This window comes from Burkholderia sp. 8Y, from assembly GCF_902506145.1.
GTDB lineage: Bacteria > Pseudomonadota > Gammaproteobacteria > Burkholderiales > Burkholderiaceae > Caballeronia.
In genome coordinates, this window is the sequence record NZ_LR733520.1 from 617,237 (window position 1) to 643,514 (window position 26,278).

The following is a 26,278-nucleotide window of genomic DNA, read 5'->3' on the forward strand; positions in this document are numbered from 1 at the left end:
GGCGCGGCAAACGCGCTCGCGGCACGCCGGAACGCGGCCGGACAGGGCATTGCGCCGCGCCGCGAACGCGCCGCAATATATGCAGCGGCGGTCAATAAGCGATATATTCGCGGTCATGACAAAACCGTGTCCGCCCCGTCCGAAAGCCGTTCCCGAGCCCGCCACATGGGACGCCCGGCTCGCCCGCCGCCTCGTCACGCCGCTCGTCGGCACGCCCGTCACGCCGAACCATCTGACGACCGTTCGCCTCGCCATCGGGCTTGGCGGCGCGTATTGCCTTTCGCTCGGCGACTTCTGGTTGTGCTCGCTCGGCGCGCTCCTGATCGCGCTGTCGAATTTCGTCGATCACACAGACGGCGAGCTTGCGCGCATCAGCGGTCAGTCAAGCAAGATCGGACACTTTTACGACCTTGCGTGCGACGCGCTCGTGACCGTGCTCCTATTCGCGGGCATCGGCGGATACGTCGCGGTGCATCATCCTTCGTTCGCGACGGCCGCGCAGTGGCTCGGCGGCGTGGCGGGCCTCGCGGTCGCGCTCATTTTCTTCCTGCGCATGCGTATCGAGTCGATGGTCGGCAAGTCCGGCACCAAGCAGGCTTCGATGGGCGGCTTCGAAACCGAGGACGTGCTGTATCTGCTGCCGCTCGTGACGGTGCTCAACGGCATGACGCCGTTTCTGGTCGCGGCGGCCATCGGCGCGCCGTTGTTCGCCGTGTACGTCGCGCTCGATTATCGGAGGGTGACGCGGCGCGTGCGCGCCGAAGCGACGGTACACGCAGCCACCCAGACGGCGCACGCTGCGCGCAAGGACGGCAACGATTTTCAGGCGGTGAGATGAGCGATACGGCAACCCCGGTCAACCAGCATCCTCGGCACGCGCAGGCGCACGCTGCGAGCCGCCCGTCACCGCGCGACATCGACGCGACGCTCAACGCGCGTCTCGCGTCGCTGCCCGCGTCCAGGCTGCACGCCGATTACGAGAAGCAGGGCTCCTTCCTCTATCTCGACGATTTCCTTCCGCGCGACTACACCGAGCGCCTGATTGCCGCCGTGCACGACGTGATGCCGGCCGTGAACCGCAACTACCTGCCGGGCCACAAGGCGGGCGGCAGCGTGAGCCGTCACACGCTCGACAAGTTGGCGCCCTTCATCGCGGACCTGTACCGCTCCGAGGCGCTCATCAAGTGGCTTGAGACGGTGAGCGGCGACAAGCTGCAACTCTCGCCCGAAGACGATCCGCACGCCTACGCGCTGTATTTCTACACGCGCCCCGGCGATCACATCGGCTGGCATTACGACACGTCCTACTACAACGGCCGGCGCTACACCATGCTGCTCGGCGTGATCGACGATTCGTCCTGCCGTCTCGACTACGAACTGCACACGCGCACGCCGAACGTGGCGCCGGAACCGGGTTCCGTGCAGTATCCGCCGGGCGCGCTGGTGTTTTTCGACGGCGACAAACTCAGGCATCGCGTCACGCCGCTCGGCGAAAACGAGATGCGCGTGTCGCTCACGTTCGAGTACGTGACCAACCCGGAAATGCGGCCGTTCCAGCGTTTCATCTCGAACATGAAGGACTCGATCGCGTACTTCGGGTTCAGGCAGGTCTTTCGCCGCAAAGGCGGCAAGAACGGACAGGCATGAGTCGCGCGGGCACGTTTCTGCTGTCGATCGGCGCGGTGTTGTTCATCGCGCTGCTCGGCTGGCAAGGCTTCGGCTCGGTGGCGTCGACGCTCGCCGCCGCAGGCTGGGGACTGCTCGCGGTGGCCGCGTTCCACTTCGCGCCGCTCGTGCTCGACGCCGGCGCGATCAGCGTGCTCTTCTCGCGCGACGAACGCGATGTCACGCTGCGCGACGCCCTGCTCGCGCGCTGGGTAGGCGAATCGGTCAATAGCCTGATGCCCGCCGGGCAGATCGGCGGGCCGATGCTGATGGTGCGCCATCTCTCGCAGCGCGGCATGCGCGCCCGCGACGCCGCCGCCGTCATCACCATCAGCACGACGATGCAAACCGTCGCGCAACTCATCTTCGCGCTAGTGGGCGTCGTCCTCTTGACGGGCTACGCGGCGGGCGGTTCGTCCACGGTCGTGTCGGTGGTCGTTCTCGCGGTCGTCGGCGTGATCGGCGCGATGATCTTCGGCTTCTACATCGCGCAGCGGCGCGGTCTCTTCGGCCGCGCGATGCGCTTCGCGTCCGGCATCGCCGCGCGTTTCTCGAAGAAGCGCGACTGGTCGTCGCTCGTCACGCGCGCCGAAGCCGTCGATACCGCCGTTCACGCGCTGTATCGCGAGCGCGGAAAGGTGGCGGGGAGCTTCGGCCTGAGCCTCTTGGGCTGGATCGTCGGCACGGGAGAAGTGTGGCTCGTGCTCGATCTGCTCGGGCATCCGGTCGGCTGGACCGAGGCGCTTTTGCTCGAAAGCCTCGGCCAGGCCATCCGCGGCGCGGCCTTCGCCATTCCGGGTTCGCTCGGCGTGCAGGAGGGCGGTTATCTGCTGCTCGCGCGCCTCGTCGGCCTGCCGCCGGAAACGGCGCTCGCGCTTTCGCTCGCCAAACGCGCCCGCGAGCTGCTGCTCGGCGTGCCGGGCATCGTCTATCTGCATTTCGTTGAAAAAGGCTGGCAGCGCCGTCGTCTTGCGCGCGTGCCGGATATCGACTGATTCACCCTCGAAGGGAACAATAAGCATGCGCGCAATCATTCTTGCGGCCGGGATGGGACTGCGTCTCGTTCAGCCGGAAGGCCAGCAAAGGCCGAAATGCCTGCTGCGCTTTGGCGACGCGTCGCTCCTCGAACGCCATCTTCATTATCTGAAGGGCGCGGGCGTCGATGAAATCGTCTTCGTCACCGGCTTCAAGCACGAACAGATCGAGGCGGAACTCGCGTCGATCGACTGGAAGCCGAAGACGGAAATCGTCGTGAACGACGAATTCACGCTCGGCAGCGTGCTGTCCGTGCACACCGCGCGCGAGGCGATGACGCGCGGCGGCGACGTGCTGCTGATGGACGCCGACGTCCTCTACGACGAGCGCATCATCGAACCGCTGGTCGCGGGCGGCACCGTGAACCGCCTCTTGATCGACCGCGACTTCGAAGCGGGCGACGAGCCGGTGAAGCTGTGCATCGAGAACGGCGTGCCGGTGGAGCTGCGCAAGCAGGTCGCGGCGGGCTTGAAGTACGACACCATCGGCGAATCGGTCGGCTTTTTCCGTTTCGACGAAAAGACGGCCACGCGTCTTGCCGATATCGTCGCGCATTACATCGAGACGGGCCGCGCGAAGATGCCGCATGAAGAAGCGGTGCGCGACCTGCTGCTGGAGAAAGCCCACGTGTTCGATATCGCCGATGTCACCGGCGCGCCGTGGATCGAAATCGACTTTCAGAACGACGTGACGCGCGCAGCCGGCGAAGTGCTGCCGCAACTGCAACCGCTGCGTCAGTTCGCCGGAGCAACAGGAGCACTACAACGATGAACGCACCCGGAACCATTCCCGTCGGCTATTCGCGCACCCTGCGTCTGCGCGAGATGCTGCAAAGCAACCGCCTCGAATTCCTGATGGAAGCGCACAACGGCATTTCCGCGCGCATTGCGCGGGAAGCGGGCTTCAAGGCGATCTGGGGCTCGGGCCTCTCCATCTCCGCGCAGTTCGGCGTGCGCGACAACAATGAAGCAAGCTGGACGCAGGTCGTCGATAACCTCGAATTCATGGCCGACGCGAGCGATCTTCCCATTCTGCTCGACGGCGACACGGGCTACGGCAACTTCAACAACGTTCGCCGGCTCGTGAAGAAGCTGGAGCAGCGCGGCATCGCGGGCGTGTGCATCGAGGACAAGCAGTTCCCGAAAACCAATAGCTTCATCAACGGTGAAGCGCAGCCGCTCGCCGACATGGACGAGTTCTGCGGCAAGATCAAGGCCGGCAAGGATTCGCAGAGCGATCCGAACTTCTCCATCGTCGCGCGCGTCGAGGCGCTGATCGCAGGCTGGGGCATGGACGAGGCGCTCAAGCGCGCCGAGGCGTATCGCCAGGCGGGCGCGGACGCCATCCTCATTCACAGCAAGCTCTCGAAGCCCGACGAAATCCTGACCTTCGCGCGCGAATGGGCGGGGCGCGGTCCGCTCGTGATCGTGCCGACCAAGTACTACAGCACGCCGACCGACGTGTTCCGTCAGGCGGGCATCAGCTGCGTGATCTGGGCGAACCATCTGATTCGCGGCTCGGTCTCGGCGATGCAGGCCATCGCGAAGGAAATCCACGACAGCGAAACGCTCGTGAACGTGGAAGACCGCATCGCGTCGGTGAACGAGATCTTCCGCCTGCAAGACGCCGACGAATACTCGGCCGCCGAGAACCTCTATCTGACGGCGGCCAACGAGAAGCGCAGCGCGGTCGTGCTGGCGGCAAGCCGCGGCGCGGGCCTCGAAGCCGTGACGGCGGATCGTCCGAAAGTGATGCTGCCGGTCGCGGGCAAGCCGCTTTTGCGCCATCTCGTCGAGGCGTTCAAGAAGGAAGGCATCAACGACATCACCGTGGTCGGCGGCTACCGCGCCGACGCGATCGATACCTCGGGCGTTCGCCTCGTCGTCAACGACAAGCACGCGTCGACGGGCGAGCTGGCATCCCTCGCGTGCGCCGCGAAGCACATCACCGGCGATACGGTGCTCTCCTACGGCGATTTGCTGTTCCGCAGCTATATCCTGCGCGATCTGGTCGAATCGCCGAGCGACTTCTGCGTCGTCGTCGATTCGTCGCAGACGCCGCAGCCGGGCGCGTCCGCGACCGACTTCGCTTACTGCTCGCAACCGGATGACCGCGCGCTCTTCGGCCAGAAAGTGTGGCTCGAAAGCGTGGTCGGCGCGGGACACGCCCTGACCGACGGCCGCGCGCCGCAGGGCCGCTGGATGGGTCTCATCAATGTGCGCGGCGGCGCGCGCGACCGCCTGCTGGCGGTCCTCGCGCAGCTTCAGACGCGTCCAGACTTCGATACGCTCGACATGGCGGCGCTCCTGAATGCGCTCGTCGCGGCGGGCGAAAAGATCGAAGTGCAATACGTGCACGGCCACTGGCGCGGCGTGAACGACCTCGACGACTTCCGCCGCGCGGGCGACTTCGCGCACGGACAAACGCCGATCGGCTCGGAAGGCATGGAGAACGCGCGTGATTGAGGCCGCCCAGTTCGTCGAAGCGGCGCGCGCACGCGGCTTCGACTGGTATGCGGGCGTGCCGTGCTCGTTTCTCACGCCGTTCATCAACTACGTGCTGCAGGACGAATCGCTGCATTACGTGTCGGCGGCGAACGAAGGCGATGCGGTCGCGCTGATCGCGGGCGTCGCGCTTGGGGCAGGAAACGGCGCCGGAAGCGGCGAGCGCAAACGTCGCGGCATCGCGATGATGCAGAACTCCGGGCTCGGCAACGCGGTGAGTCCGCTGACTTCGCTCACGTGGACGTTTCGCCTGCCGCAGCTTTTGATCGTGACGTGGCGCGGCCAGCCGGGCGTCGCCGACGAGCCGCAGCACGCGCTGATGGGCCCGGTCACGCCGCAGATGCTCGACACGATGGAGATTCCGTGGGAGCTTTTCCCGACGGAAGCGGACGCCATCGGTCCGGCGCTCGACCGCGCGACGGAATACATGGACCGCACCGGCCGTCCCTACGCGCTCGTGATGCAGAAGGGCAGCGTCGCGCCCTACGAGTTGAAGAAGACCGGTCTGTCGGGCGTTCGCGCTGTCGCAGAAAGGGCGCCGGTCGCGCGTTTCGAAGGCGAGCGCGTGACGCGCCACGACGCCCTCGAACGCGTGATCGCACGCACGCCGCAGGATTCGACCGTGGTGCTCGCATCGACCGGCTTCTGCGGCCGCGAACTCTACGCCATCGACGACCGCGAGAACCAGTTGTACCTCGTCGGCTCGATGGGCTGCGTGACGCCGATGGCGCTCGGGCTCGCGTTGTCGCGTCCTGATCTGACCGTCGTCGCGCTCGACGGCGACGGCGCCGCACTCATGCGCATGGGCGCGTTCTCGACGCTCGGCGCGTACGGCCCGTCCAACCTCGTTCATCTGTTGCTCGACAACGGCGCGCACGAATCGACTGGCGGACAGGCGACCGTCTCGCGCGGCGTCGATTTCGCGTCGATCGCGTCGGCGTGCGGCTACGCGATGGCGCTCGACGGCGAGGACATCGGCGTGATCGACCGCCTCTTCGACGCGCAAGCACCCGAAGGCGCACGCTTCGCGCGTCTGTCGATCCGCACCGGCACGCCCGCCGACCTGCCGCGCCCGAAGATCACGCCGGAAGACGTGCGCGCGCGCCTGCAACGACACATCGGAGAACGCTGATGCTGCTGCTCAATCCCGGTCCCGTCACGCTGACCGAACGCGTGCGCAACAGCCTGTTGCAGACCGACCTGTGCCACCGCGAGCCGGAGTTCTTCGACCTGCAGGACGAAGCGAGAACGCGGCTCGTCGCGGCGTACGAGCTCCATCCCGCGAAGTGGACGGCGGTGCTGATGACCGGCTCCGGCACGGCGGCGGTCGAAAGCATGATCGCGGGCCTCGTGCCGCAAGGCGGGCGGCTGCTCGTCGTGGAAAACGGCGTGTATGGCGACCGCATCGCGCAGATCGCGGCGCAGTACGGCATCGAGCACGAAGTCCTCAAGTACGAATGGATGCAGGCGCCGGACACCGATGCCATCGTCGCGATGATCGACGAGAAGGCGTTCTCGCATGTCGCGATTATCCATCACGAAACGACGACGGGCCGTCTGAATCCGCTCGACGCGCTCTCGCGGGCGTGCGCCGAGCGCGGCGTCGGCCTTTTGGTCGATGGCGTGAGCAGCTTCGGCGCGGAAGCGATCGACTTCGACGGCGGCGGCATCGTCGCCGTGGCGGCGACCGCGAACAAGTGCCTGCACGGCGTGCCGGGCGCGGCGTTCGTGATCGCGCGGCGCGACGCGCTGGAAAAGGCCGCGAGCCGCACGTACTACCTCGGCATCGCGCGGCTCGCGAAGTTGCAGGACGCGCGCAACACGCCGTTCACGCCGTCGGTGCATGCGTACTACGCGCTCGTCGAAGCGTTGCGCGAATTCGAGGACGAAGGCGGCTGGCGAGCGCGCCACGCGCGTTATGCGGCGCTCGCGGAGCAGGTGCGCGCGGGATTCGCGGCGCTCGGCATCGAGAGCGCGTTGCCGGCGGACGAGTCGTCGGTCGTGCTGCGCGCGTACCGGCTGCCGGCGGGCGTCAGCTATGAAACGCTGCACGACGCGCTGAAGGCCAGGGGCTTCGTGATCTACGCGGGGCAGGGCGGCTTGTCGAAGACGCTGTTCCGCATCTCGACGATGGGCGCGCTCGATGCCAGCGACATGGATCGGCTGGTTGCGTCCGTCGCGGAACTGCTTCGTTAAGCGTCTTTGCAGCCGCGTCAGGGGCCTTTGCAGAAGATCGCCGTGATGAAGGGCGCGACGTGGTGCACGTCCGCGTCGCTGCCCGCCGCGTGAACCTTCTCCTGCACGGCGTCGTCGCTGGCCCAGACGACCACGCCGTAAGCCGAATCCGCAATCGGCTCACCGTTGCCCTGTTTGAAGATCGGGTCGTCCTTCTGGTAGCCCACGACCGCGTACACCTTGAAGCCGTAGGCCGTCAGCACGGCGCCCTTGACCGCCCGAAACGCGTTGACTGAGTTCGGCTCGACGCGCATCGGCTTTTTCTCGATCAACCCGTCCTGCTGAAGCGGCGCGATGAAATCGTGCGCGGTCGAGCGGCAGTCGAGCTGCGCTTCGATTGCGCGAGCATGCGACGGCGCGCCCAGCATGGCGAGCGCGAGGGATGCGGCGAGGCGAAAGAGAAGCGCGGCGGCCTTCATGACGAATCTTCACGGTGACGGACGAAAGCTTGCACTTTAACGAGCGTGCAAGGATTGTGCTCGGATCACCAGGTTGAGTCGGCCTCGCGAAAAAAACGCCCTTCGTCGGAAGGGCGCTTCTTGAACGCTCACGCCGCGAGTTCCAGCGCCGCCGTTCTGCGCCGCTCGCGCGCGTGCACGCGCTTGCCGGCCGCGTAGGTTTCGAACACCGCGCGGTCATCGCCGAGCAAGGCGAACGCGAACAGCAGTTCTTCGAGCGACTCCACGCGCGCCGTGCGGCGGGCGAGCAGCGGCGTCGCCGACGGATCGAGCACGACGAAATCCGCTTCGCTGCCGGGCGCGAGCGTGCCGATCGTGTCGTCGAGTTCGAGGACTTGCGCGGCGCCCGTCGTCGCGAGCCAGAACATGCGCGTCGCGCTCAGGTGATGCCCCGTCAGACGCGCGACCTTGTGCGCTTCGTTCATCGTTTGCAGCATGGAAAACGACGTGCCGCCGCCGACGTCCGTCGCGAGCGCCACGGGCATCTTCGACGCGCCCGCTTTCTCGAGATCGAACAAACCGCTGCCGAGAAACAGGTTCGACGTCGGGCAATGCGACGCCACCGCGCCGGTTTCCGCCATGCGCTGCCGGTCGGTATCGTCGAGATAGATGCAGTGGCCGTACACCGCGCGCCGCCGCAACAGGCCGTAGTGGTCGTAGACGTCCAGATAGCTGCGGTGCCCCGGAAACAGGCTCTCGACCCACTTGATCTCGTCGGTATTCTCCGCGACGTGGGTCTGGATAAACACGTCGCGGTGCTGCTGCGCGAGCGCGCCGCAGGCTTCCAGTTGCGCTTCGGTCGATGTCGGCGCGAAGCGCGGCGTCAGCGCGTAATGCTGACGGCCGCGGCCGTGCCAGCGCGCGATGAGTTCCGCGCTGTCGTCGTAGCCGGACTGCGCCGTGTCGCGCAGAAACTCGGGGCAGTTGCGGTCCATCAGCACCTTGCCCGCCACCATGCGCAGATTGCGCGCCTCGCTTTCGGCGAAGAACGCATCCGCCGATTGCTTGTGCACCGTGCAGTAGACGAGCGCGGTCGTCGTGCCGCACGCGAGCAGTTCATCGAGGAAAAAGCTCGCCGTCTCGCGGGCGACGGCGGGATTCTCGAAGCCGCGCTCGGTGGGAAACGTGTACGTGTTGAGCCACGGCAGAAGACCCGGCGCGGGCGACGCGATCATGTCCGTCTGCGGGAAGTGGATATGCGAGTCGATGAAGCCCGGCACGATCAGCTTGTCGCGCATGGTGTGGACGGTTGCGTCCGCGCCGAGCGTGTCGCGCAGGGACGCATACGCGCCCGCCGCGGCCACTTTGCCGTCCTCGACGATCAGGAGGCCATCGGCTTCATACACCGCGCCGTCGGCGGCGAGCGCCGGGTCTTCCCGGAAGGTGAGCAGTTGGGCGCGGTAGGCGGTCTGAGTCATGGTGCAACGTCTCCGATTTCTGTGATGTCTACAACTGCGAAAGCAATACGAGCGAGAAGGCCGCGATGATCCACATCGCCGGCTTGATTTCCTTCGCGCGCCCGGTCGCGGACTTGAGCACGACGAACGCGAGAAAGCCATACGCGACGCCGTCGGTGATCGAGTAGGTCAGCGGAATCAGGATCATCGCGAGGAACGCGGGAATGGCCTCGTCGAAGCGATGCCATTCGATCTGCGTGATCGCTTCCATCATGAACACGCCGACGAGCACGAGCGCGGGCGCCGTGGCGATCGCCGGAACGAGCGACAGAAGCGGCGAGAGAAAGAGGAACGGCAGGAAGCACAGACCCGCCACCACGGCGACGAGCCCCGTGCGCCCGCCCGCCGAAATGCCCGCCGCCGATTCGATATACGCGTTCGCCGGACTTGTGCCGAGCGGCGCGGAAACGAGCGCGGAGAACGCGTCCACCATCATCGACTGGCGGATGTTGCGCGGGTTGCCGTTCTCGTCGAAGAGCTTGCCGGCTTCCGAAATTGCCATGAAGGTGGAGAGCGCGTCGAAGAACGACGTGAAGAGCATCACGAAGATGAACGGCCAGTAGACCACCTTCAGCGCGCCGGTCAGGTCCAGTTTCCCGATGCCCGAAAAGTCCGGCGCGGCGAAGAGGCCGTTCCAGTTGACGAGCGTTTTCGTGGCGATGGCGGCGGGCCAGTACGCGCTGCCGTCGCCCCACACGCGGCCGATGGGAATGGCGATGATCGTCGTGAACACGATGCCGAGCATCAGCGCGCCGGTGACTTTGCGCGCGACGAGAATCGTGGTCACGGCGAGGCCGATGAGAAACGTGATGACGACCGGATTGAGCGAGGCCGAATGCACGATCGTCACCGGATCGCCGACGACGAACTTCGCGTTCACGAGTCCGATCAGGCTGATGAACAAGCCGATGCCGCACGACACCGCGTGCCGCAGATTCGCGGGAATCGCATCCACGACGAGCTTGCGAGCGTTGAAGACGGCGAGCACCGTGAAGATCACGCCGGCCCAGAACACGCAGCCGAGCGCGGTTTGCCACGGCATCTTGCCGCCGTGGACCATCACGAAGGCGAAGAGCGCGTTCATGCCCATGCCGGGCGCGACGAGCACGGGATTGCGCGCGTAGAGGCCCATCGCGCAGCTGCCGAGAAAGCTGACGATGACGGTCGCCGTGAGCGCCGCCGGAAACGGCACGCCGGCCTGCGAGAGAATGCCCGGATTGACGACGATAATGTACATCGCCGTGAGAAAGGTCGTGATGCCAGCGACGATTTCCGTCTTCGTGCGCGAGCCCGCCGCGCGAATGCCGAAGAACCGTTCGAGGGTCGTGGTGTCGCGTTGAGTTGTTGCCGTGGTGTCCATCTTTATTGCGTTCAGTACGGTTAGTGCTTGGATTTATTGCTTCCAGTACGCGTCGAGGCGCGCGACCATCGCGGCGCGTTCCTCGTCGGTGACGAACGAGGCTTCCAGACTGTTCTTCAACAGCGTGTAGACCTCCTTGTCCGACAGCTTCAGCGCATCCACGATAGCGAAGTAATTCGCGTTGACGTAGCCGCCGAAGTAGGCGGGATCATCGGAATTGATCATCACCGCGACGCCCTGATCGAGCAGGTCTTTCAGCGTGTGCTTGGTCATGTCGTCGAACACGCAGAGCTTGATGTTCGAGAGCGGACACACGGTCAGCGCGACGCGCGAATCGGCGAGACGCGCGACGAGCGCCGCGTCCTCGATGCTGCGCACGCCGTGATCGACGCGATCCACCTTGAGCAGATCGAGCGCCTCGTAGACGTACGCGGGCGGACCTTCCTCGCCCGCATGCGCGACGAGCTTCAGCCCGCGTTCCCGCGCCTTCGCGAAGACGCGCGCGAATTTCGACGGCGGATGCCCGCGTTCCGACGAATCCAGCCCGACGCCGATCAGCCGGTGCGCGTACTGGTCGAAAAGCGGCAGCGCGCTTTCATACGTGGCGAGCGCGTCGTCTTCGGAAAGATGGCGCAGGAAGCACAGGATCAGCTTCGACGTGAGGCCGCGTTTTTCGCCTTCGGCGAGCGCGCTTTCGATGCCCGCGACGACCGTTTCAATGGCGACGCCGCGCTCCGTATGCGTTTGCGGATCGAAGAAGATTTCCGCGTGCGTGACGTGATCGGCGAGCGCGCGCTCGACGTAGGCCATCGTCATGTCGTGGAAGTCGGCTTCGGTGAGCAGGACGCTCGCGCCCGCGTAGTAGATGTCGAGAAACGATTGCAGGTCGGAGAACGCGTACGCGGCGCGCAGCGCGTCGATCGACTCGTACGCGAGCTTCACGCCGTTGCGTTCGGCCAGCGCGAAGATGAGCTCCGGCTCCAGCGAGCCTTCAATGTGAATGTGCAGTTCCGCCTTCGGTGCGCGCGCAATCTTGTCGGCGAGTGTGGGATTCATGGGCTTAGAGGTTCTTATGTCGATGCTAGGGGCTTCCGCTCGGGGTCAAGCGGTCTGTTGCGACGACGCGGAGAGCTCGGCACGCGCTTCCACCGCCTGCAGCAGCTGGGCGGCCGCTGCGACGGCGATCACTTCCGGCGCTTTATCGACGATGCCGTCGATGCCGATCGGACACACCATTCTCGCGATGCGCGCGGGGTCGATGCCGCGCGCCGCGAGCCGGTGTTCGAACTGCCGGCGCTTCGTGTGGGAGCCGATCATGCCGAAGAACGCGAAGTCGCCGCGCGCGAGAATGCGCTCGGCGAGCACGAGATCCACCGCATGGTTGTGCGTCATGACGATGAAATACGTGCCCGCCGGCGCGTGGTCGACGGCTTCGTCGGGTGCGTCGTTCGGCTCGATCGTCACGTTGTCCGGCACGAACTGCGCGGCCGGAAAAGCGGCGTCGCGCTCGTCGACCCATCGCACGTGACAGGGCAGCGTAGCGAGCACGCGCACGAGCGCGGCGCCCACGTGACCCGCCCCGAACAGGACGACCTGGAAGTCGCGCGGCGCGATGGTTTCGGTGAGCAGCGCGCCGCTCTCGTCGAAGCCCGCGCCGTCCCACAACAGGCAGTCGGCGGTGTCGGCGCCCGGCTCGGGATCGGACAGCATCACGGCGTCGGGCATCGGCGCGAACGAAACGCTGCGCACCGTCGACAGCCCGGCCGCCGTGCGTTTGGCGAGCGAAGTGACCCAGTTCAGGTCCGATACGTCGAGCCGCTCGAACGCGAGCACGACCGCGCCGCCGCAGCACTGGCCGAGGCTCGGGCCGAGCGCGAAACGCTCGAGCCGCCTCATGCGCGGGCTGCGCATGCCGTCCTTCAGCACTTGCCGGGCGGTTTCGATCGCCTTCCATTCGAGATGGCCGCCGCCGATGGTGTAGCGGGCGTCCTCGCGCGTGACGATCATCTTCGTGCCCGGCTCGCGCGGCGCGGAGCCTTCGACACGCGCGACCGTCACGAGCACGACGGCGTCGCCGTGCGCGAGCAGGTGTTGCAGGTCGTGCAGCCAAACTTGCATGGATGAGGCTCCGGGAGAGGATCGGGATTTGCGTCGTCGCAGGCGCTAGTTTACCGGGGCGGCGGCGTCGGCCTCCGCGCAGACAAAGGCGAGCGCGTCGAGAATCGCTTCGGGCGTGGCGGGCGCGCGCAGTTTGGGCGCGTCCGGCGCGTCGGGCGCAGCGCCCGCGATGGCCGCGCGAATGGCGAGCAGCACCGAGAACGCCAGCAACAGCGGCGGCTCGCCGACCGCTTTCGAGCGGAAGACGGTCGGCTCGGCGTTGTCGTTGCCCGCGCCGCGAAAGAGCGCGACGTTAAACGCGGCGGGCGTGTCGTTGACGGCGGGAATCTTGTACGTGGAAGGCGCGTGCGTCATCAGCCGCCCGTCGCGGTTCCACCACAGTTCCTCGGTCGTGAGCCAGCCCATGCCCTGTATGAAGCCGCCTTCCACCTGCCCGATATCGATGGCCGGATTGATCGAACGCCCCGCGTCGTGCAGCAGGTCCGCGCGCAGCGGCTTCCATTCGCCGGTCAGCGTATCGACGACGACTTCGGACACCGCCGCGCCATACGCGAAGTAGTAGAACGGATGGCCGGTCAGCGTCTTCGCGTCCCAGTGGACCTTGGGCGTCGCGTAGAAGCCGTCGGACCACAACTGCACGCGCGCCAGATACGCCGCCGCGACGAGTTGATCGAAGGGCATCTGCCCGCCGTTCGCCTCCACGACGCCGCCGTGAAAGCGCACGTCCGCGCTCGCGCCGCCGAGCTGCTTCGCGGCGAGTTCCGCGAGACGCTCGCGAATGGTCAACGCCGCCGCTTCCGCCGCCTTGCCGTTCAGATCGCTTCCGGTCGATGCCGCCGTCGCCGACGTATTCGCGACCTTCGATGTATCGGTGGCCGTCACCCGCACGCGCGCGAGTCCGATGCCGAGCACGCTCGCCACCACTTGCGCGACCTTCGTATTGAGCCCCTGGCCCATTTCGGTGCCGCCGTGATTGACGAGCACCGAGCCGTCCTTGTAGACGTGCACGAGCGCGCCGGCCTGATTCAGAAACGGCACGTTGAAGGAGATGCCGAACTTGACCGGCGTGAACGCGATGCCGCGCTTGAGCACATCGTTGGTCGCGTTGAACGCGGCGATCGCTTCGCGGCGTGCGTGGTAGCCGCTGGAGGCGATCAATTCGTCGGTGAGCGGCGCGAGCACGTTGTCCGCGACCGTCTGGCCGTACGGCGTCACGTTGCGCTCGTCGATGCCGTAATAGTTCGCGCGCCGCACGTCCAGCGGATCGCGCTTCAGCCGATGCGCGATTTCATCGAGCATCACTTCCATCACGAGCGCGCCTTGCGGGCCGCCGAAGCCGCGAAACGCCGTGTTCGACTGCGTGTTGGTCTTGCAGCAGAACGCGCGGATATCGACATCGCTTAAGTAATAGGCGTTGTCGAAGTGGCACACGGCGCGCGTCGCGACCGCGCCCGACAGGTCCGCCGAATAGCCCGCCCGCAGCGCGATCTCGACGCGCGCCCCGACGATGCGGCCGTCGTCGTCGAAGCCTGCTTCGTATTCGTAGACCGCGTCGTGGCGCTTGCCGGTAATCATGAAGTCGTCGTCGCGATCGGCGCGCAGCTTCACGGGGCGCTTGAGCACGTGCGCCGCGAGCGCCGCGACGCACGCGAAGACCGCCGATTGCGATTCCTTGCCGCCGAAGCCGCCGCCCATGCGCCGGCATTCGCAGACGACCGCGTGCGTCGGCCAGTCGAGCATGTGCGCGACGACCTGCTGCATCTCGCTCGGATGCTGCGTCGAGCTGTAGACGAGCATGCCGTCCGATTCCTTCGGCACCGCGTAGGCCACCTGGCCTTCGAGATAGAACTGCTCCTGCCCGCCGACCTCGAATTCCCCGGCGAGGCGATGCTTCGCGCCCGCGATGCGCGCGTCCGGATCGCCGCGTTTCAGATGCAGCGGCGGCAGCACGAACTGCTTGCGCGCCTTCGCTTCGCGCGGCGTGAGCACGGCTTCGAGCGGCTCGTAGCGCACGACATCGTCGCTTTTGGCGAGCGCGGCGGCGCGGCGCGCCAGATCGTGCGTCTCGGCGATGACCGCGAACACCGGCTGCCCGAGATACTGCACTTCGTCGGCGGCGAGGATCGGGTCGTCGTGCAGCACGGGGCCGCAGTTGTTTTCGCCGCGAATGTCAGCGGCGGTCAGCACCGCGATGACGCCGGGCGCGGCGCGCACGGTATCGAGATTCATCGAGACGATGCGTGCATGTGCATGGCGCGACAGCCCGAGCGCCGCGTGCAGCGTGCCGCGCAGCTCGCGGATGTCGTCGGTATAGACGGCTTCGCCGCTCACGTGCAGTGCCGCCGATTCGTGCGGCAGCGCGGCGCCGGCGGCATCGGCGGCATCGAGTGCAATCGGTTCGCTGGCCTTGTTCATGGCTGCTCCTCGGAGATCGACGCATGCGCCGCATACGCGAACGCGTTCACCTGGGCGAGCGCGAGCGGCGCGTCTGCGCGCGTCTCGAGATGGAAACGCCGCAGCAGGTTGCGCGCCACGTTCGCCCGGTACGCGCTCGACGCGCGCATGTCGGTGAGCGGCTGAAAGTCGGCGTCGAGCGCGTTCATGGCCGCGCGCACGGTGTCATCCGTCCATTCGGAGCCGATGAGAGCCGCTTCCGTGTGGCTCGCGCGCTTGGGCGTCGCCGCCATGCCGCCGAACGCAATGCGCGCGCTCGTCACGCGATGCGTGTCGTCCAGCCGGATCGCGAAGGCGGCGCAGACGGCGGAGATGTCCTGATCGTAACGCTTCGCGACCTTGTAGGTCCGGAACCGCAGGTCCGCGCCCGGGCGCGGCACGCGAATAGCCGCGACGAATTCGCCCGCTTCCAGCGCGGTCTTCTGATAAGCGAGATAGAAGGCGTCGAGCGGCATCGTGCGGGTCTGGCCGCCGTGTTGCAGCACGAGTTCCGCGTTCAGCGCGATGAGCGCGGGCATGGAATCGCCGATCGGCGAACCGTTCGCGATGTTGCCGCCAAGCGTGCCCGCGTTGCGGATCGGGCGCGACGCGAAACGCGTCCATAGTTCGGCGAATTCGGGGTAATCGGCGGTGAGCGCGGCGTACGCATCTTCCAGCGATGCCGCCGCGCCGATCGTCACCGTCTGCGCGTCGCGCTCGATGCGCTTCAGTTCCTCGACATTGCCGATGAACAGGATGTCGCCGAGATCGCGAAACTGCTTGGTGATCCACAGACCGATGTCCGTGCTGCCCGCGAGCAGCCGCGCGTTCGGGTTCGCTGCCCGCAGGCGCGCGAATTCGGCGCGCGTGACGGGCGCATGAAAGGCCGGCGTGCCGAAGGCTTCGCCGCGCGCGTCCGGTGCGCGGTACTCGAAAGTCTGCGCGCGGCGCAGGCGGCCAAGCGTCTCGCGGATCGCATCGCGGTCGAAAGCCGGCGGCGGATAGTCGAACATGCGCTCCGCGGCGTCGACGATTGGCCGATAGCCCGTGCAGCGGCACAGGTTGCCGGAAATGGCAGCGGCGATTTCATCGCGGGAAGGCGGCCCGGCAACGCGCGGATGCGCGTGATACAGCGCCCACAGCGACATGACGAAGCCCGGCGTGCAAAAGCCGCATTGCGAGCCGTGGCAATCGACGAGCGCCTGTTGCACCGGATGCAGCGCGCCGTCTGCGCCCCGCAGGTCTTCGACGGTGAAAAGCGCGCGTGAATCGAGCGTCGGCAGAAGCTGGATGCACGCGTTGACGGCTTTCAGCGCGAGTTCGCCGGCTGAATCGAGTTCGCCGACGACGACGGTGCAGGCGCCGCAGTCGCCTTCGGCGCAGCCTTCTTTCGTGCCGGTGCAGTCGTTCGCGCGCAGATGCTGAAGCACCGTGCGGGTGGCGGGCGCGTCGCCGATTTCGCGGACGGCGCCGTGGTGCAGGAAGCGGATGGTGTGCGTTGTCATGAGCCGGGCAGGGACATTGCGGACCAGGCGCGCGTTACGCGGTGTCCGCCTGCATCCCGAAAATCGGGCATGTTACGCGGACTGCGCGCACGTAGATCGCCATCCAGCCTCGACCATAGCACCGCAATATCCCAAAATTATTTTCGGGATCGTATTCAGATTATGCGGAAGCGGTAATGCGGGGAAGGGAAATGCGAGAGAAAGCTAACACGCGCGGGCCGTGAATGCCCGCGCCGAAGGCAGTTAAAGCGCCGCCGCGCGCGTTTTGCGCCGCGACCGAATGCTGAACGCGACCAGCAGGAAAATGATCGCGAAGGCGACCAGCGACCACTGCGGCAGCGAGAGCCCGAAAATGGGCGGATAAGCCGTTTCGCACAGCCCCGCGACCTTGAAGACCTGCGGCAGCCAGCGCGCGGGCGGCAGGCTGTCCACAACCGGCTGCAATGCGTCGAAGCCGCAACTGAAACCGGGATTCGCCTGAATGTAGACGTGCCGCACGGCGGTGGCGAGGCCGCCGAGCGCCGCGAGCGCGACGAGCGTCTCCAGCAGCGCGACGCCGCGCCAGCCGTTGAAGCCCGCGCCGAGAAACGCGAACACGGCGATCAGCACGAAGAAATAGCGTTGGATGATGCAGAGCGGACACGGGTCTTCGCCGTGGAAAAACTGCAGATAGAGCGCCCCGGCGACGAGCGCGAGACACACGAGACCCAGCAGCGTCAGCAGCCGCCGCTCGCGGCGCAGCGCGCGGTCGTCCTCGTGCATCGTGAAGTGATGTAGATGGTTGTTCATTATTTCGCAACGATTCGAGAAGGAAGCACCTGACCGGGCGGGCATCGCGCAGGAATTCTAGCGCGATCGCCCGGCGGGAAAAACAGCCGCGTTTTCTGGACGATGCGGCGCTTCAGCGCGTCGTCTCCAGCACGGCTTCGACCGCGCGGCCGATGGACAGCAGCGTGTCGTCGGCATTCGGCGCGCCCGCGAGCATCAGCCCGACCGGCGCCTCGCCGCGCCGATGACACGGCAGCGACAGCGCGCAGGCATCGAGAAAATTGAAGGTGGTCGGGTTGCGCAGCACGAGCGCGTTGGTGCGCGCGAAGTGATCGTCGTCGCTCTGAAGCTCGGCTAAGCGCGGCGGCAGCAGAGGCACCGTCGGGCAAAGAATCGCGTCGAAGCGTTGCCAGAGCGTCGTGCGCGCGGCGTCGATCATCGCGGCGCGGGCCTCGCACAGTTCGATGTAATCCGCCGCGCTCGCGGTTTCGGCGCGCATCAGACGCGCGAGCACACGCGGATCGTATTCGGCGGCGTGCTCGGCCATCAGCTTGCGATGCCACGCATACGCTTCGATCGACACCAGCCCGAAACGGTTGATTTCCGGCAGACGGTCGAGCGGCGCGAAGCGCACGTCCTCGACGAGCGCGCCCGCCGCCGCGAGATGATCGACCGCCGCCTGCACGGCTTGCGCGACGGGCGCTTCCACGCCGTCCGTCACGTAATTCGTGAGCACGCCGAGGCGCACGCCGTCGAGCGGGCGCGTGGCGGGCACGTCCGGCTCGCGCCCCGCGAAAATGCGGTCGACGAGCGCGCAACATGCGACCGTTGTGCCGATCGGCCCGAATGAATCGAGCGTCTTGGAAAGCGGCACGCCGCCTTGTTTCGGAATGCGGCTCGCGGTCGGCTTGAAGCCGGTGAGGCCGCAGAACGCAGCGGGAATGCGCAGCGACCCGCCCGTATCGGTGCCGAGCGCGACGGCGGCCATGCCGTCGGCCACCGACGCCGCCGCGCCCGACGACGATCCGCCTGCAATGCGCGCGTCGTCCGGCACACTCGCGCGGTACGGCGAGCGCGGCGTGCCGTAGTGCGGATTGAGGCCGAGGCCCGAAAACGCGAACTCGCTCATGTTCGTGCGCCCGACGATCACCGCGCCCGCGCGGCGCAGGCGCGCGACGGTGACGGCGTCGGCTCGGGCGGGGGCCGCATTCGCCAGCACGCGCGATCCGGCGCGCGTCACCTGGCCTTCGACATCGAACAGATCTTTCACCGACACCGGAATGCCGGCGAGCGGCGAGAGCACCGTGCCCGCGCGGCGCAGCGCGTCGTGGGCGTCGGCGGCGGCGCGGGCGTGTTCCGCATCGACCTGAAGGAAAACGGTCGCGCCTTGTCCGTTGGGATCGGCGATACGTTCCAGCGCGGTCTCGACGAGCGCGCGGCTCGTCGTGCGGCCGCACTTCAATTCGGCGGCGAGGAGGGCTAGCGGGGCGAACTGCGGCGAAGTGGTTGGCATGGCATCGAGCAGTGGCGTTGCCGGCGGCGGCGCAGGCGAAGCGTGCGGCGGGCTTCGTTCAACGCGTGCCGGCGGCGGTCCGATGCGGGCGGTAGCGCGGCGCATCGCGGTGAAGGGGCGGGCGGTCGTGGCGGACTGAAGCCGGACGCCCAGGGTGGCTGTCATTCTAAGCCAGCCCAGTAAGAAATACGCGGCCACCGCGTGGCCGCCGCGATGAATCGTGCGCTCAGATGGTCCGCGAGAAGCGCCGGAGGCCCGCCTGTCCCAGATAGCGGTCGAATACCGACGCGACGTTGCGCACGAGCATGCGTCCGGCGGGCAGCACGCGGATGGCCTCGGGCGTGATGTCGATCAGGCCGTCGCCGGCCATCGGCGCGAGGCGCGCGAGTTCAGCCGCGAAAGCGTCGGCGAAGTCGATGCCGTGCGCGCGCTCGATGTCGGCCACGCGCAGCACGCCGCCGCACATGAGCCGCATGATGATGTCGCGGCGCAGAAGATCGTCGGCGCTAAGGCGCACGCCGCGCTGAATCGCGAAGCGCCCCGCGTCGATGGCCGCCGCGTAGTCGGCCAGATCGCGTGCGTTCTGTGCGTAGACGTCGCCGAGCTTGCCGATCGACGACGCGCCGATGCCGATCAGATCGCAGTCCGCATGCGTGCTGTAGCCCTGGAAATTGCGCTGCAGCGTGCCCGCTTCGTGGGCGCGGGCGAGTTCGTCGCCGGGCAGCGCGAAATGATCCATGCCGATGTAGACGTAGCCTGCATCGCTCATTCGCTCGATCACACGCTCCAGAATGGCGAGGCGCACGGCGGGCGAGGGCAGCGCGGCTTCGTCGATCTGGCGCTGCATCTTGAAGAGCGCGGGCATGTGGGCATAGCCGAACACGGACACGCGGTCGGGCGCGAGCGCGATGATCGCGTCGAGCGTGCGCGTGAAGCTCTCGACGCTCTGATGCGGCAAGCCGTAGATCAGATCGACGCTCACCGACTTGAAGCCGTGTTCGCGCGCCGCACGCATCACGTCTTCGGTCATGGCGCGCGGCTGAATGCGGTTGACCGCCTGCTGCACGCGCTCGTCGAAATCCTGCACGCCGAGACTCAGCCGGTTGAAGCCGAGCTCGCGCAGCAACGCGACGGTTTGCGCGGACGCTTCGCGCGGATCGACTTCGATCGAATATTCGGCGCGCGCGTCGTCCACGAGGTTAAAGTGCGCAGCGGTGGCGGCCATGAGTTCGGCCATTTCCTCGTGCGAGAGGAAAGTGGGCGTGCCGCCGCCCCAGTGAAGCTGCGTGACGGGGCGGCGCGTATCGAAGCACGCGGCCTGCATCGCGAGTTCGCGTTTCATGCGATCAAGATATGGGCGGGCGTGCGTGCGGTTTTTCGTCGCGACCTTGTTGCAGCCGCAATAGAAGCAGACGGTGTCGCAGAACGGAATGTGAAAGTACAGCGACAGATCCGCCGATGCGCCGCCTCGGCTGGCGGCATCGAAGTAATGCGCGGGATCGAACGATTCCGTGAACTGGACGGCGGTGGGGTACGACGTGTAGCGCGGGCCGTGCGCGTCGTAGCGGGCGAGCAGGTCCGGGCGGAAGAGTGAGTCGGCGGGAGTCATGGGCAGCCTTTGGGTTGCGCCGATCTTACGTGTGCGCGTGCGTGCGCGCGTTGCGTGATAACGCCGCAGTCCCCTTCGGCTGGCATGGGACAATGGCGCATTAGCCGCTGTCTCGTCCGCTTTCGTCATGTCCATTCCGTCTTCGTCCCCTCATGCCTGCCGCGAAGGATGCGGCGCGTGCTGCATCGCGCCGTCCATCACGAGCCCGATTCCGGGCATGCCGCACGGCAAGCGCGCGGGCGAGCCGTGCGTCCAGCTTGACGAGAATCTGCGCTGCAAGATCTTCGGCGATCCGCGCCGGCCGGCGTGCTGCGGCGGCCTGCAGCCGTCCGCCGAGATGTGCGGAGAATCGCGCGACTACGCCGTTCGATGGCTGACCCGGCTCGAAATCGACACGCAACCGCAATGAAGTTCGTCTGTCCAAGCACCGTTACGACGTTCAGTAGAGGAGATTCCCGCATGTCACGACCCGCCGCGCCGCACAGGCGCCGGTTGCTGCTGGGCGCGCTCGCCGCGTTGCCGGCACTCGCGCTTGCCTCGACGGCGCACGCCGCGTCCATCTTTCCGTTTATTCCGGACCACTACACATTCTCGCAAAAGCAGGTACAGGAAGCCGTCGCGCGCAAGTTTCCGCTGGAACGCACGGCGCGGCAAATCTTCGATGTCCTGCTGAGCAATCCTGTCGTCGGCATGGCGGCGGACCGCAATCGCGTGACGGTGCGCGTGGATGCGCGGCTTTCCACGCCTTTCATGCCGAATCCGGTGAACGGCGCGTTCACGCTGTCGACGCAACTGGCCTACGATGCGCCGACCCACTCGGTCGTGCTCGTCTCGCCGACGGTTGACGATTCGCAACTGACCGGCGACGCTGCGCAGTACAACCAACAAATCGCCGCGGCTGGCGCGCTGCTCGCTGCTCAATTGCTCGACCGCTATCCGATCTACGCGTTCAAACCGGAAGAATTGCAGTTCGCGGGCGTGTCTTACGAACCCGGTACAATCACAGTCCTTACAAACGGCATACGCGTTCAGATCGTCGAGAAGTAAATGGAAATCTTCGCGCGCGGTGCTCCACACCCACAGCAAAAAAGCGAACAAGGGCTGACGGATGGACTGGATTCTGATGGTAAAGGCGCTCGTTTTGGGCGTCGTGGAAGGCTTGACGGAGTTTCTGCCGGTTTCGAGCACGGGACACCTGATCGTCGCGGGCAGTCTGCTCAATTTCACCGACGCGCAAGCGAAGACGTTCGACGTCGTCATCCAGTTCGGCGCGATTCTCGCCATTTGCTGGGAATTTCGCGCGAAGATCGGCTCGGTCGTGGGCGGTCTCGCGAGCCGTCCGGACGCGCGGCGTTTCACCATCAACGTCGTCATCGCGACGATTCCGGCCGTCGTGCTGGGCCTGCTGCTCGAAAAGAAGATCAAGTCGGTGCTGTTTTCGCCGGTGCCGGTGTCGGTGGCGCTGATCGTCGGCGGCATCGTGATTCTGTGGGCGGAGGCGCGTCAGCGCGATCGCGCCACGCCGCCGCGCGTGCATTCGGTCGATGATCTTTCCTATGCCGATGCGTTTAAGGTCGGTCTCGCGCAATGCCTCGCGCTGATTCCCGGCACATCGCGCTCGGGCGCGACGATCATCGGCGGGATGCTGTTCGGGCTGGAGCGCCGCGCGGCCACCGAGTTCTCGTTCTTCCTCGCCATCCCGATCATCTTCGGCGCGACGCTCTACGAAATGGCCAAGTATTGGCGCACGCTCACCGTGAACGACCTCGGGCTCTTCGCCGTCGGGCTCGTGTCCGCGTTCGTGAGCGCCTTCATCTGCGTGCGATGGCTGCTCCGTTACGTGGCCTCGCACGATTTCACGGCATTCGCGTGGTATCGCATCGGCTTCGGGCTGCTGATTCTGATCGTCGGTTATAGCGGCGGCCTGAGCTGGGCCGATTGATTCGACACCGCTGCCGCAAAAACGCAAACGCCACGGCTTGCCGTGGCGTTTCGCTATTCATCGCGCAATCACTTGCGGCGAAACAGCAGATCCCAGACGCCGTGTCCGAGCCGCAAGCCGCGACGCTCGAACTTCGTCACCGGCCGATACGCCGGACGCGGCGCGTAGCCGTCCGCCGTGTTTTCGAGCATCGGTTCGGCTGAAAGCACATCGAGCATCTGTTCCGCGTAGTTCTGCCAGTCGGTTGCGAGATGCAGATAGCCGCCCGGCTTCACGCGCGACCTTAAGAGCGACACGAATTTCGGCTGAATGAGCCGGCGCTTGTGGTGGCGCGCCTTGTGCCACGGATCGGGGAAATAAACGTGCACGCCGTCCAGACTCGCGGGCGCGATCATCTGTTCGAGCACTTCGACCGCGTCGTGCTGAAGAATGCGGATATTGCCGAGCTGCTGCTCACCGATCAGCTTCAGCAGCGCGCCGACGCCCGGTTCGTGCACTTCCACGCCGATGAAGTCGTCGTCGGGACGCGCCGCAGCGATCTCCGCCGTGGTTGCGCCCATGCCGAAGCCGATTTCGAGGATGCGCGGCGCCTGCCGGCCGAAGAGCGCGTCCCAGTCCGCGACGTGCGGCGCGTACGGCACGATAAAGCGCGGACCCAGTTCATCTATCGCGCGCTGCTGTCCCGGCGAAACGCGTCCCGCGCGCGTCACGAAGCTGCGGATACGGCGATGATGCAGCGGCTGCGACGCCTCGCTCTCGGAACGCTGACCTGCGGCAAGCGCGTCGTCGTCGTGGGAATCGTGGGATTGGTCGTTCATGGCGGGATCGGAAGGCAAAGAAGCGTCGCGCGAAAACTAAAAAGCCGCCTCGCAGGTTGGAAGGCGGCTTTCGCTTATCTGTTGCTCGTGAAACTGGAGCGGGCGATGGGAATCGACCGTACGCACTAGACAAACCCCAAGTAGCTGATTTTGGAAAAGAAAGAAGCAAGCAGGCGACGCCCACTCCACGCAATGCCTGTGAGAGACGATTGTAGCAGAAGCCGCCGGTCGGAATTAGACACCAGTGACAACGATTTCAATCATGCATTGGGCAGAATCCGATGAGTAAGCGATGGTGCAACCCGTTGATGTGAGGCCAATGAACCGCGCCGAGACGTCGCCGATGACCTGTACCGCGGTGGCCTCGTTGGGAAACGCGATCGGGAAGATTAACTTTGAAGTCTTACCCGGCAGCGAGGTCGCTGAAATTCGCTGCACGAATGTTCCGTTCGCATACAACGTGTAGTGCTCATTCTTCGAGATGATCTGATCGCGTTGTATTTGAGCCTTTTCCGCAGGCGTTAGCTCGCCAGCGAGCTTCCGTTTGCTCTGCCTGGCGAACGTCAATTCGGTCTCGCCATGCTTGATCGACTTCACCCGCGCCAGCATATCGAGAAGAGTTCTATAGAACAACAAAGCCAAAATCAAAATCAACGTCGGCCATGCAAGATGGCCAATCACTGCGGAAATGAAGTCTAGTGTTTCCTTGCGCAAGCTAGGTCCCCGTTGAACGTGTAGTCCGCAAACGATGGCCTCATCGTTCGCAGCAATCGTAATGCGCGCGCCCCGAAGCGTCATTGGCGTCATGGCCGATCGGGTCCGAATCGGGGACCGTCCAGCGGTAGAGCCCCTGCGCGTGCTCAAATACCTGTGCCCGATCGTTGAGAAGCCCGCCAGCAAGTGCGCCGGGCGAGAGACCGGTAGCGCCCGCCGCCTCCGAAACTTGAATCAGTCAGTCGCCAGTCAGTAGCGGGCTTTCATCTCTGAGTTTTTTCCGCGTCCATCGCCAGAAAGCGATTGCACGAGTGAAGTTGAATCCTGAACGCCGCCGCATTTTCGATTTCAAGGCTTCGCAGATCTGTCGAAGGTTGATTCTTTGTGCGACAAACGAACTCACCCGAGCGTTCTGGGACGACAAGACGCACTGCGGAGATGCCGCTAGGGCGGCGGTATTGAGGCACGATGTCCCGTCGCAGTGACCACCACTGTAGAAGCCTTGTGGAGACTCACACCATCAGGTCCGGCGTTGACGTGAAATTGACGACTTAGGAAGGTGTTGGAGCGGGCGATGGGAATCGAACCCACGTCAGTAGCTTGGGAAGCTACGGTAATGGCCATTATACGACGCCCGCGTGAGCCGACTATTGTAAGCGCAACGCGCGCCGCCGCGCAATCGTGGCGGGCGGCGCGGCCCGCGTCAGATGCCGAAGAGCGTCATGGAAACCGCGACGCGCGTCACGACCATCAGCAGCACCTGCACGATCACGAAGAGCAGGATCGGCGACAGGTCGATGCCGCCGAGGCGCGGCAGGATGCGGCGCAGCGGATCGAGAAACGGCGCGGTGATCTGAAACAAGAGCGGCATGGCCGGCGACTGCGGATTGAGCCACGAAAGCAGCGCCATCAGTATCGTCATCCAGATGATGAGGTTCAGCGCCCACTTCACGACCGTCAGCACCGCGACGAGCAGCAGCATCGGCAGCATGACCGTCGGATCGACGCCGGCGAGATAGACCATCAACGTCACATAGACGAGCGCCGCGATATAGGCGGCCAGAATGCTGGCCCAGTCGATCTTGCCGCCCGGCAAGATCTTGCGCAGCGGCAGCACGATAAAGTTGGTCGCCTGCATGACGGCATTCGACACCGGGTTGTACGGCGGCATGCGTACGACCTGCATCCACGCGCGCAGGAGCAGCGCCGCGCCGAACAGGGTAAAGACAGTATTGAGCAGAAAGCGGGCGATATCGCCGAACATCTCGGTCCTCTTGGAAAACGTGGCGGCGGAATGGCCGCGCCGGGGTCGGGAAAAGCGAAGGGAACGGGCGGTGACGCTAGCGGCCGCTGCCCGGCTGCCGGGACTGACGGTGCGGTGGCGCGGCGAACGCGCATGCTGCGTCGCGCGAGCCGTAATGAGTGACTTTGATCATTATTCGTTCTCTGGCCTGAATGTCATCTGTAGTCGTCGCGCCGAGACCGAGGCCGGCGAGCGCCAACTCCTTTCTCCTGGAGCGGATGGCGCCGAGCATTCCCCGCCCACCGTCAATGCCGGTGGGGCGCCGGACGTCACCTTAACATGGCTTCGGGGCGGCTTGGGCGCGTTGTCGAACAACCACGAGCGATTGTCGCCGCGGCTCAATGAAAGGCGGCTGCAAGCATAGCGCATGCTGAGACACATCGCCGAAAACCCTGATGTTGCCGACCTGCGACGCTTCCCGCGAGCGCGTTTCACGCAAAGATGGCAGGATAGGATCACAGAAAACGATTGAATCAGACGCCGCGACGAGTCTGTCGGCATTGCGCCGTTTAATTCGTGGCATGTTTTCTGCTCTAAGTGTGGTGCAACGCACGCGGCTTGCGTGTTTTGGTTCCTTTGCGAACATTGATGAACGAACCGGGCGCGAATACTAAAGACAAGAGTGATTAACGGAAACGCATTGCTGGCTTTTAACGGCTGCTTTCCTCGACGTTTTCAAAACGCTACGTTCGGAGGTCGCATGAGCATTTTCTCTTATCGAAAGCATCTGCGTTTCTTGAGCCAGGCCCAAAGGCGTCGCTGGTGGGATCAAAAGAAGCGATTGACGCCGCGTGTCGTCATAGGGGCGGCGTATGTTCCGCCTAATGTCACACGCGAATTC

At 65.5% G+C, this 26,278-nt stretch carries 24 protein-coding genes and 1 tRNA gene; 11 read left to right on the forward strand and 14 right to left on the reverse strand.

Annotated elements, in window-relative coordinates:
• Positions 1 to 115: 115 nt before the first annotated feature.
• Genes GV035_RS13450 through GV035_RS13480 form a run of 7 tightly spaced genes read left to right on the forward strand, consistent with a single transcriptional unit; the run spans position 116 to position 7,400 of the window.
• On the forward strand, positions 116 to 838 hold the full coding sequence (locus tag GV035_RS13450; protein ID WP_159835566.1) for a CDP-alcohol phosphatidyltransferase family protein: 723 nt from the start codon (positions 116 to 118) through the stop codon (positions 836 to 838).
• Positions 835 to 1,647 (forward strand): HalD/BesD family halogenase, encoded by an 813-nt coding sequence (locus GV035_RS13455; protein ID WP_159835567.1) that lies wholly within the window; start codon positions 835 to 837, stop codon positions 1,645 to 1,647. The genes GV035_RS13450 and GV035_RS13455 overlap by 4 nt, the downstream gene beginning before the upstream one ends.
• Entirely contained in the window at positions 1,644 to 2,660 is a 1,017-nt protein-coding gene (locus GV035_RS13460) for a flippase-like domain-containing protein (RefSeq protein ID WP_159835568.1), read from the forward strand. Before GV035_RS13455 ends, GV035_RS13460 begins: the two co-directional genes overlap by 4 nt.
• A 25-nt stretch (positions 2,661 to 2,685) precedes the next feature.
• Complete coding sequence (locus GV035_RS13465; RefSeq protein WP_159835569.1) at positions 2,686 to 3,471, forward strand: phosphocholine cytidylyltransferase family protein; 786 nt, start codon at positions 2,686 to 2,688, stop codon at positions 3,469 to 3,471.
• Complete coding sequence (aepX, locus tag GV035_RS13470; protein WP_159835570.1) at positions 3,468 to 5,165, forward strand: phosphoenolpyruvate mutase; 1,698 nt, start codon at positions 3,468 to 3,470, stop codon at positions 5,163 to 5,165. The genes GV035_RS13465 and aepX overlap by 4 nt, the downstream gene beginning before the upstream one ends.
• Positions 5,158 to 6,336 carry a phosphonopyruvate decarboxylase gene (gene aepY / locus GV035_RS13475; protein WP_159835571.1) on the forward strand — a complete coding sequence of 393 codons (1,179 nt, stop codon included), beginning with the start codon at positions 5,158 to 5,160 and terminating at the stop codon, positions 6,334 to 6,336. Before aepX ends, aepY begins: the two co-directional genes overlap by 8 nt.
• The gene (locus tag GV035_RS13480) at positions 6,336 to 7,400 is read left to right on the forward strand and encodes a 2-aminoethylphosphonate aminotransferase (RefSeq protein WP_159835572.1); all 1,065 of its coding nucleotides are present in this window, start codon (positions 6,336 to 6,338) and stop codon (positions 7,398 to 7,400) included. The genes aepY and GV035_RS13480 overlap by 1 nt, the downstream gene beginning before the upstream one ends.
• Before the next feature lie 17 nt (positions 7,401 to 7,417).
• Here the strand turns inward: GV035_RS13480 and GV035_RS13485 are convergent, their stop codons facing one another.
• The 10 genes from GV035_RS13485 to hemN all read right to left on the reverse strand — a co-directional run bounded on the left by GV035_RS13485 (position 7,418) and on the right by hemN (position 20,660).
• Positions 7,418 to 7,858, reverse strand: coding sequence for a hypothetical protein (locus GV035_RS13485; protein WP_159835573.1), 441 nt, complete (start codon positions 7,856 to 7,858; stop codon positions 7,418 to 7,420).
• 128 nt (positions 7,859 to 7,986) lie between these two features.
• The gene (gene guaD, locus GV035_RS13490) at positions 7,987 to 9,315 is read right to left on the reverse strand and encodes a guanine deaminase (protein WP_159835574.1); all 1,329 of its coding nucleotides are present in this window, start codon (positions 9,313 to 9,315) and stop codon (positions 7,987 to 7,989) included.
• Between the two features lie 28 nt (positions 9,316 to 9,343).
• Positions 9,344 to 10,714: an NCS2 family permease gene (locus tag GV035_RS13495; protein ID WP_159835575.1), complete on the reverse strand. Its 1,371-nt coding sequence runs from the start codon at positions 10,712 to 10,714 to the stop codon at positions 9,344 to 9,346.
• A 33-nt stretch (positions 10,715 to 10,747) separates the two neighbouring features.
• On the reverse strand, positions 10,748 to 11,770 hold the full coding sequence (locus GV035_RS13500) for an adenosine deaminase (RefSeq protein ID WP_159835576.1): 1,023 nt from the start codon (positions 11,768 to 11,770) through the stop codon (positions 10,748 to 10,750).
• A gap of 45 nt (positions 11,771 to 11,815) precedes the next feature.
• Positions 11,816 to 12,832 carry a xanthine dehydrogenase accessory protein XdhC gene (gene xdhC / locus GV035_RS13505; protein WP_159835577.1) on the reverse strand — a complete coding sequence of 339 codons (1,017 nt, stop codon included), beginning with the start codon at positions 12,830 to 12,832 and terminating at the stop codon, positions 11,816 to 11,818.
• A 45-nt stretch (positions 12,833 to 12,877) separates the two neighbouring features.
• Complete coding sequence (gene xdhB / locus GV035_RS13510; RefSeq protein ID WP_159835578.1) at positions 12,878 to 15,247, reverse strand: xanthine dehydrogenase molybdopterin binding subunit; 2,370 nt, start codon at positions 15,245 to 15,247, stop codon at positions 12,878 to 12,880.
• A complete protein-coding gene (xdhA, locus tag GV035_RS13515; protein ID WP_159835579.1) occupies positions 15,244 to 16,770 on the reverse strand; it encodes a xanthine dehydrogenase small subunit in 1,527 nt (508 codons plus the stop codon). Before xdhA ends, xdhB begins: the two co-directional genes overlap by 4 nt.
• A 243-nt stretch (positions 16,771 to 17,013) precedes the next feature.
• Positions 17,014 to 17,532 (reverse strand): disulfide bond formation protein B, encoded by a 519-nt coding sequence (locus GV035_RS13520; protein ID WP_159837888.1) that lies wholly within the window; start codon positions 17,530 to 17,532, stop codon positions 17,014 to 17,016.
• Positions 17,533 to 17,671: 139 nt separating this feature from the next.
• The gene (locus tag GV035_RS13525; protein WP_159835580.1) at positions 17,672 to 19,051 is read right to left on the reverse strand and encodes an amidase; all 1,380 of its coding nucleotides are present in this window, start codon (positions 19,049 to 19,051) and stop codon (positions 17,672 to 17,674) included.
• 226 nt (positions 19,052 to 19,277) lie between these two features.
• Positions 19,278 to 20,660 carry an oxygen-independent coproporphyrinogen III oxidase gene (hemN, locus tag GV035_RS13530; protein WP_159835581.1) on the reverse strand — a complete coding sequence of 461 codons (1,383 nt, stop codon included), beginning with the start codon at positions 20,658 to 20,660 and terminating at the stop codon, positions 19,278 to 19,280.
• A gap of 127 nt (positions 20,661 to 20,787) precedes the next feature.
• Here hemN and GV035_RS13535 point away from each other — a divergent pair, with 127 nt between their 5' ends.
• The 3 genes from GV035_RS13535 (at position 20,788) to GV035_RS13545 (ending at position 22,602) form a co-directional block, all read left to right on the forward strand.
• Positions 20,788 to 21,069 (forward strand): YkgJ family cysteine cluster protein, encoded by a 282-nt coding sequence (locus GV035_RS13535; RefSeq protein WP_159835582.1) that lies wholly within the window; start codon positions 20,788 to 20,790, stop codon positions 21,067 to 21,069.
• A gap of 50 nt (positions 21,070 to 21,119) precedes the next feature.
• Positions 21,120 to 21,707 carry a DUF1439 domain-containing protein gene (locus GV035_RS13540; RefSeq protein WP_159835583.1) on the forward strand — a complete coding sequence of 196 codons (588 nt, stop codon included), beginning with the start codon at positions 21,120 to 21,122 and terminating at the stop codon, positions 21,705 to 21,707.
• A 61-nt stretch (positions 21,708 to 21,768) separates the two neighbouring features.
• A complete protein-coding gene (locus GV035_RS13545; protein WP_159835584.1) occupies positions 21,769 to 22,602 on the forward strand; it encodes an undecaprenyl-diphosphate phosphatase in 834 nt (277 codons plus the stop codon).
• Between the two features lie 68 nt (positions 22,603 to 22,670).
• Here GV035_RS13545 and trmB read toward each other — a convergent pair whose 3' ends face one another.
• From trmB to GV035_RS13565, 4 genes are all read right to left on the reverse strand, one after another.
• Positions 22,671 to 23,420: a tRNA (guanosine(46)-N7)-methyltransferase TrmB gene (gene trmB, locus GV035_RS13550; protein WP_159835585.1), complete on the reverse strand. Its 750-nt coding sequence runs from the start codon at positions 23,418 to 23,420 to the stop codon at positions 22,671 to 22,673.
• A 234-nt stretch (positions 23,421 to 23,654) separates the two neighbouring features.
• Positions 23,655 to 24,227: a hypothetical protein gene (locus tag GV035_RS13555; RefSeq protein WP_159835586.1), complete on the reverse strand. Its 573-nt coding sequence runs from the start codon at positions 24,225 to 24,227 to the stop codon at positions 23,655 to 23,657.
• 470 nt (positions 24,228 to 24,697) lie between these two features.
• Positions 24,698 to 24,772, reverse strand: a tRNA-Gly gene (locus GV035_RS13560).
• A gap of 65 nt (positions 24,773 to 24,837) precedes the next feature.
• Complete coding sequence (locus GV035_RS13565) at positions 24,838 to 25,398, reverse strand: YggT family protein (RefSeq protein ID WP_159835587.1); 561 nt, start codon at positions 25,396 to 25,398, stop codon at positions 24,838 to 24,840.
• Between the two features lie 154 nt (positions 25,399 to 25,552).
• Between GV035_RS13565 and GV035_RS13570 the strand changes: the two genes are divergently transcribed.
• Complete coding sequence (locus tag GV035_RS13570; RefSeq protein ID WP_159835588.1) at positions 25,553 to 25,801, forward strand: hypothetical protein; 249 nt, start codon at positions 25,553 to 25,555, stop codon at positions 25,799 to 25,801.
• The last annotated feature ends 477 nt before the right edge of the window (positions 25,802 to 26,278 follow it).

Coding starts and splice junctions, on each gene's coding strand:
- GV035_RS13545 (WP_159835584.1), top strand. CDS start 21,769: ATGGACTGGATTCTGATGGTAAAGGCGCTCGTTTTGGGCGTCGTGGAA.
- GV035_RS13465 (WP_159835569.1), top strand. CDS start 2,686: ATGCGCGCAATCATTCTTGCGGCCGGGATGGGACTGCGTCTCGTTCAG.
- GV035_RS13520 (WP_159837888.1), bottom strand. CDS start 17,532: ATGCACGAGGACGACCGCGCGCTGCGCCGCGAGCGGCGGCTGCTGACG.
- GV035_RS13480 (WP_159835572.1), top strand. CDS start 6,336: ATGCTGCTGCTCAATCCCGGTCCCGTCACGCTGACCGAACGCGTGCGC.
- GV035_RS13495 (WP_159835575.1), bottom strand. CDS start 10,714: ATGGACACCACGGCAACAACTCAACGCGACACCACGACCCTCGAACGG.
- GV035_RS13455 (WP_159835567.1), top strand. CDS start 835: ATGAGCGATACGGCAACCCCGGTCAACCAGCATCCTCGGCACGCGCAG.
- GV035_RS13535 (WP_159835582.1), top strand. CDS start 20,788: ATGTCCATTCCGTCTTCGTCCCCTCATGCCTGCCGCGAAGGATGCGGC.
- GV035_RS13540 (WP_159835583.1), top strand. CDS start 21,120: ATGTCACGACCCGCCGCGCCGCACAGGCGCCGGTTGCTGCTGGGCGCG.
- hemN (WP_159835581.1), bottom strand. CDS start 20,660: ATGACTCCCGCCGACTCACTCTTCCGCCCGGACCTGCTCGCCCGCTAC.
- GV035_RS13570 (WP_159835588.1), top strand. CDS start 25,553: ATGAGTGACTTTGATCATTATTCGTTCTCTGGCCTGAATGTCATCTGT.
- GV035_RS13555 (WP_159835586.1), bottom strand. CDS start 24,227: ATGACGCCAATGACGCTTCGGGGCGCGCGCATTACGATTGCTGCGAAC.
- xdhB (WP_159835578.1), bottom strand. CDS start 15,247: ATGAACAAGGCCAGCGAACCGATTGCACTCGATGCCGCCGATGCCGCC.
- trmB (WP_159835585.1), bottom strand. CDS start 23,420: ATGAACGACCAATCCCACGATTCCCACGACGACGACGCGCTTGCCGCA.
- GV035_RS13565 (WP_159835587.1), bottom strand. CDS start 25,398: ATGTTCGGCGATATCGCCCGCTTTCTGCTCAATACTGTCTTTACCCTG.
- GV035_RS13450 (WP_159835566.1), top strand. CDS start 116: ATGACAAAACCGTGTCCGCCCCGTCCGAAAGCCGTTCCCGAGCCCGCC.
- xdhC (WP_159835577.1), bottom strand. CDS start 12,832: ATGCAAGTTTGGCTGCACGACCTGCAACACCTGCTCGCGCACGGCGAC.
- aepX (WP_159835570.1), top strand. CDS start 3,468: ATGAACGCACCCGGAACCATTCCCGTCGGCTATTCGCGCACCCTGCGT.
- xdhA (WP_159835579.1), bottom strand. CDS start 16,770: ATGACAACGCACACCATCCGCTTCCTGCACCACGGCGCCGTCCGCGAA.
- GV035_RS13460 (WP_159835568.1), top strand. CDS start 1,644: ATGAGTCGCGCGGGCACGTTTCTGCTGTCGATCGGCGCGGTGTTGTTC.
- GV035_RS13485 (WP_159835573.1), bottom strand. CDS start 7,858: ATGAAGGCCGCCGCGCTTCTCTTTCGCCTCGCCGCATCCCTCGCGCTC.
- GV035_RS13525 (WP_159835580.1), bottom strand. CDS start 19,051: ATGCCAACCACTTCGCCGCAGTTCGCCCCGCTAGCCCTCCTCGCCGCC.
- guaD (WP_159835574.1), bottom strand. CDS start 9,315: ATGACTCAGACCGCCTACCGCGCCCAACTGCTCACCTTCCGGGAAGAC.
- GV035_RS13500 (WP_159835576.1), bottom strand. CDS start 11,770: ATGAATCCCACACTCGCCGACAAGATTGCGCGCGCACCGAAGGCGGAA.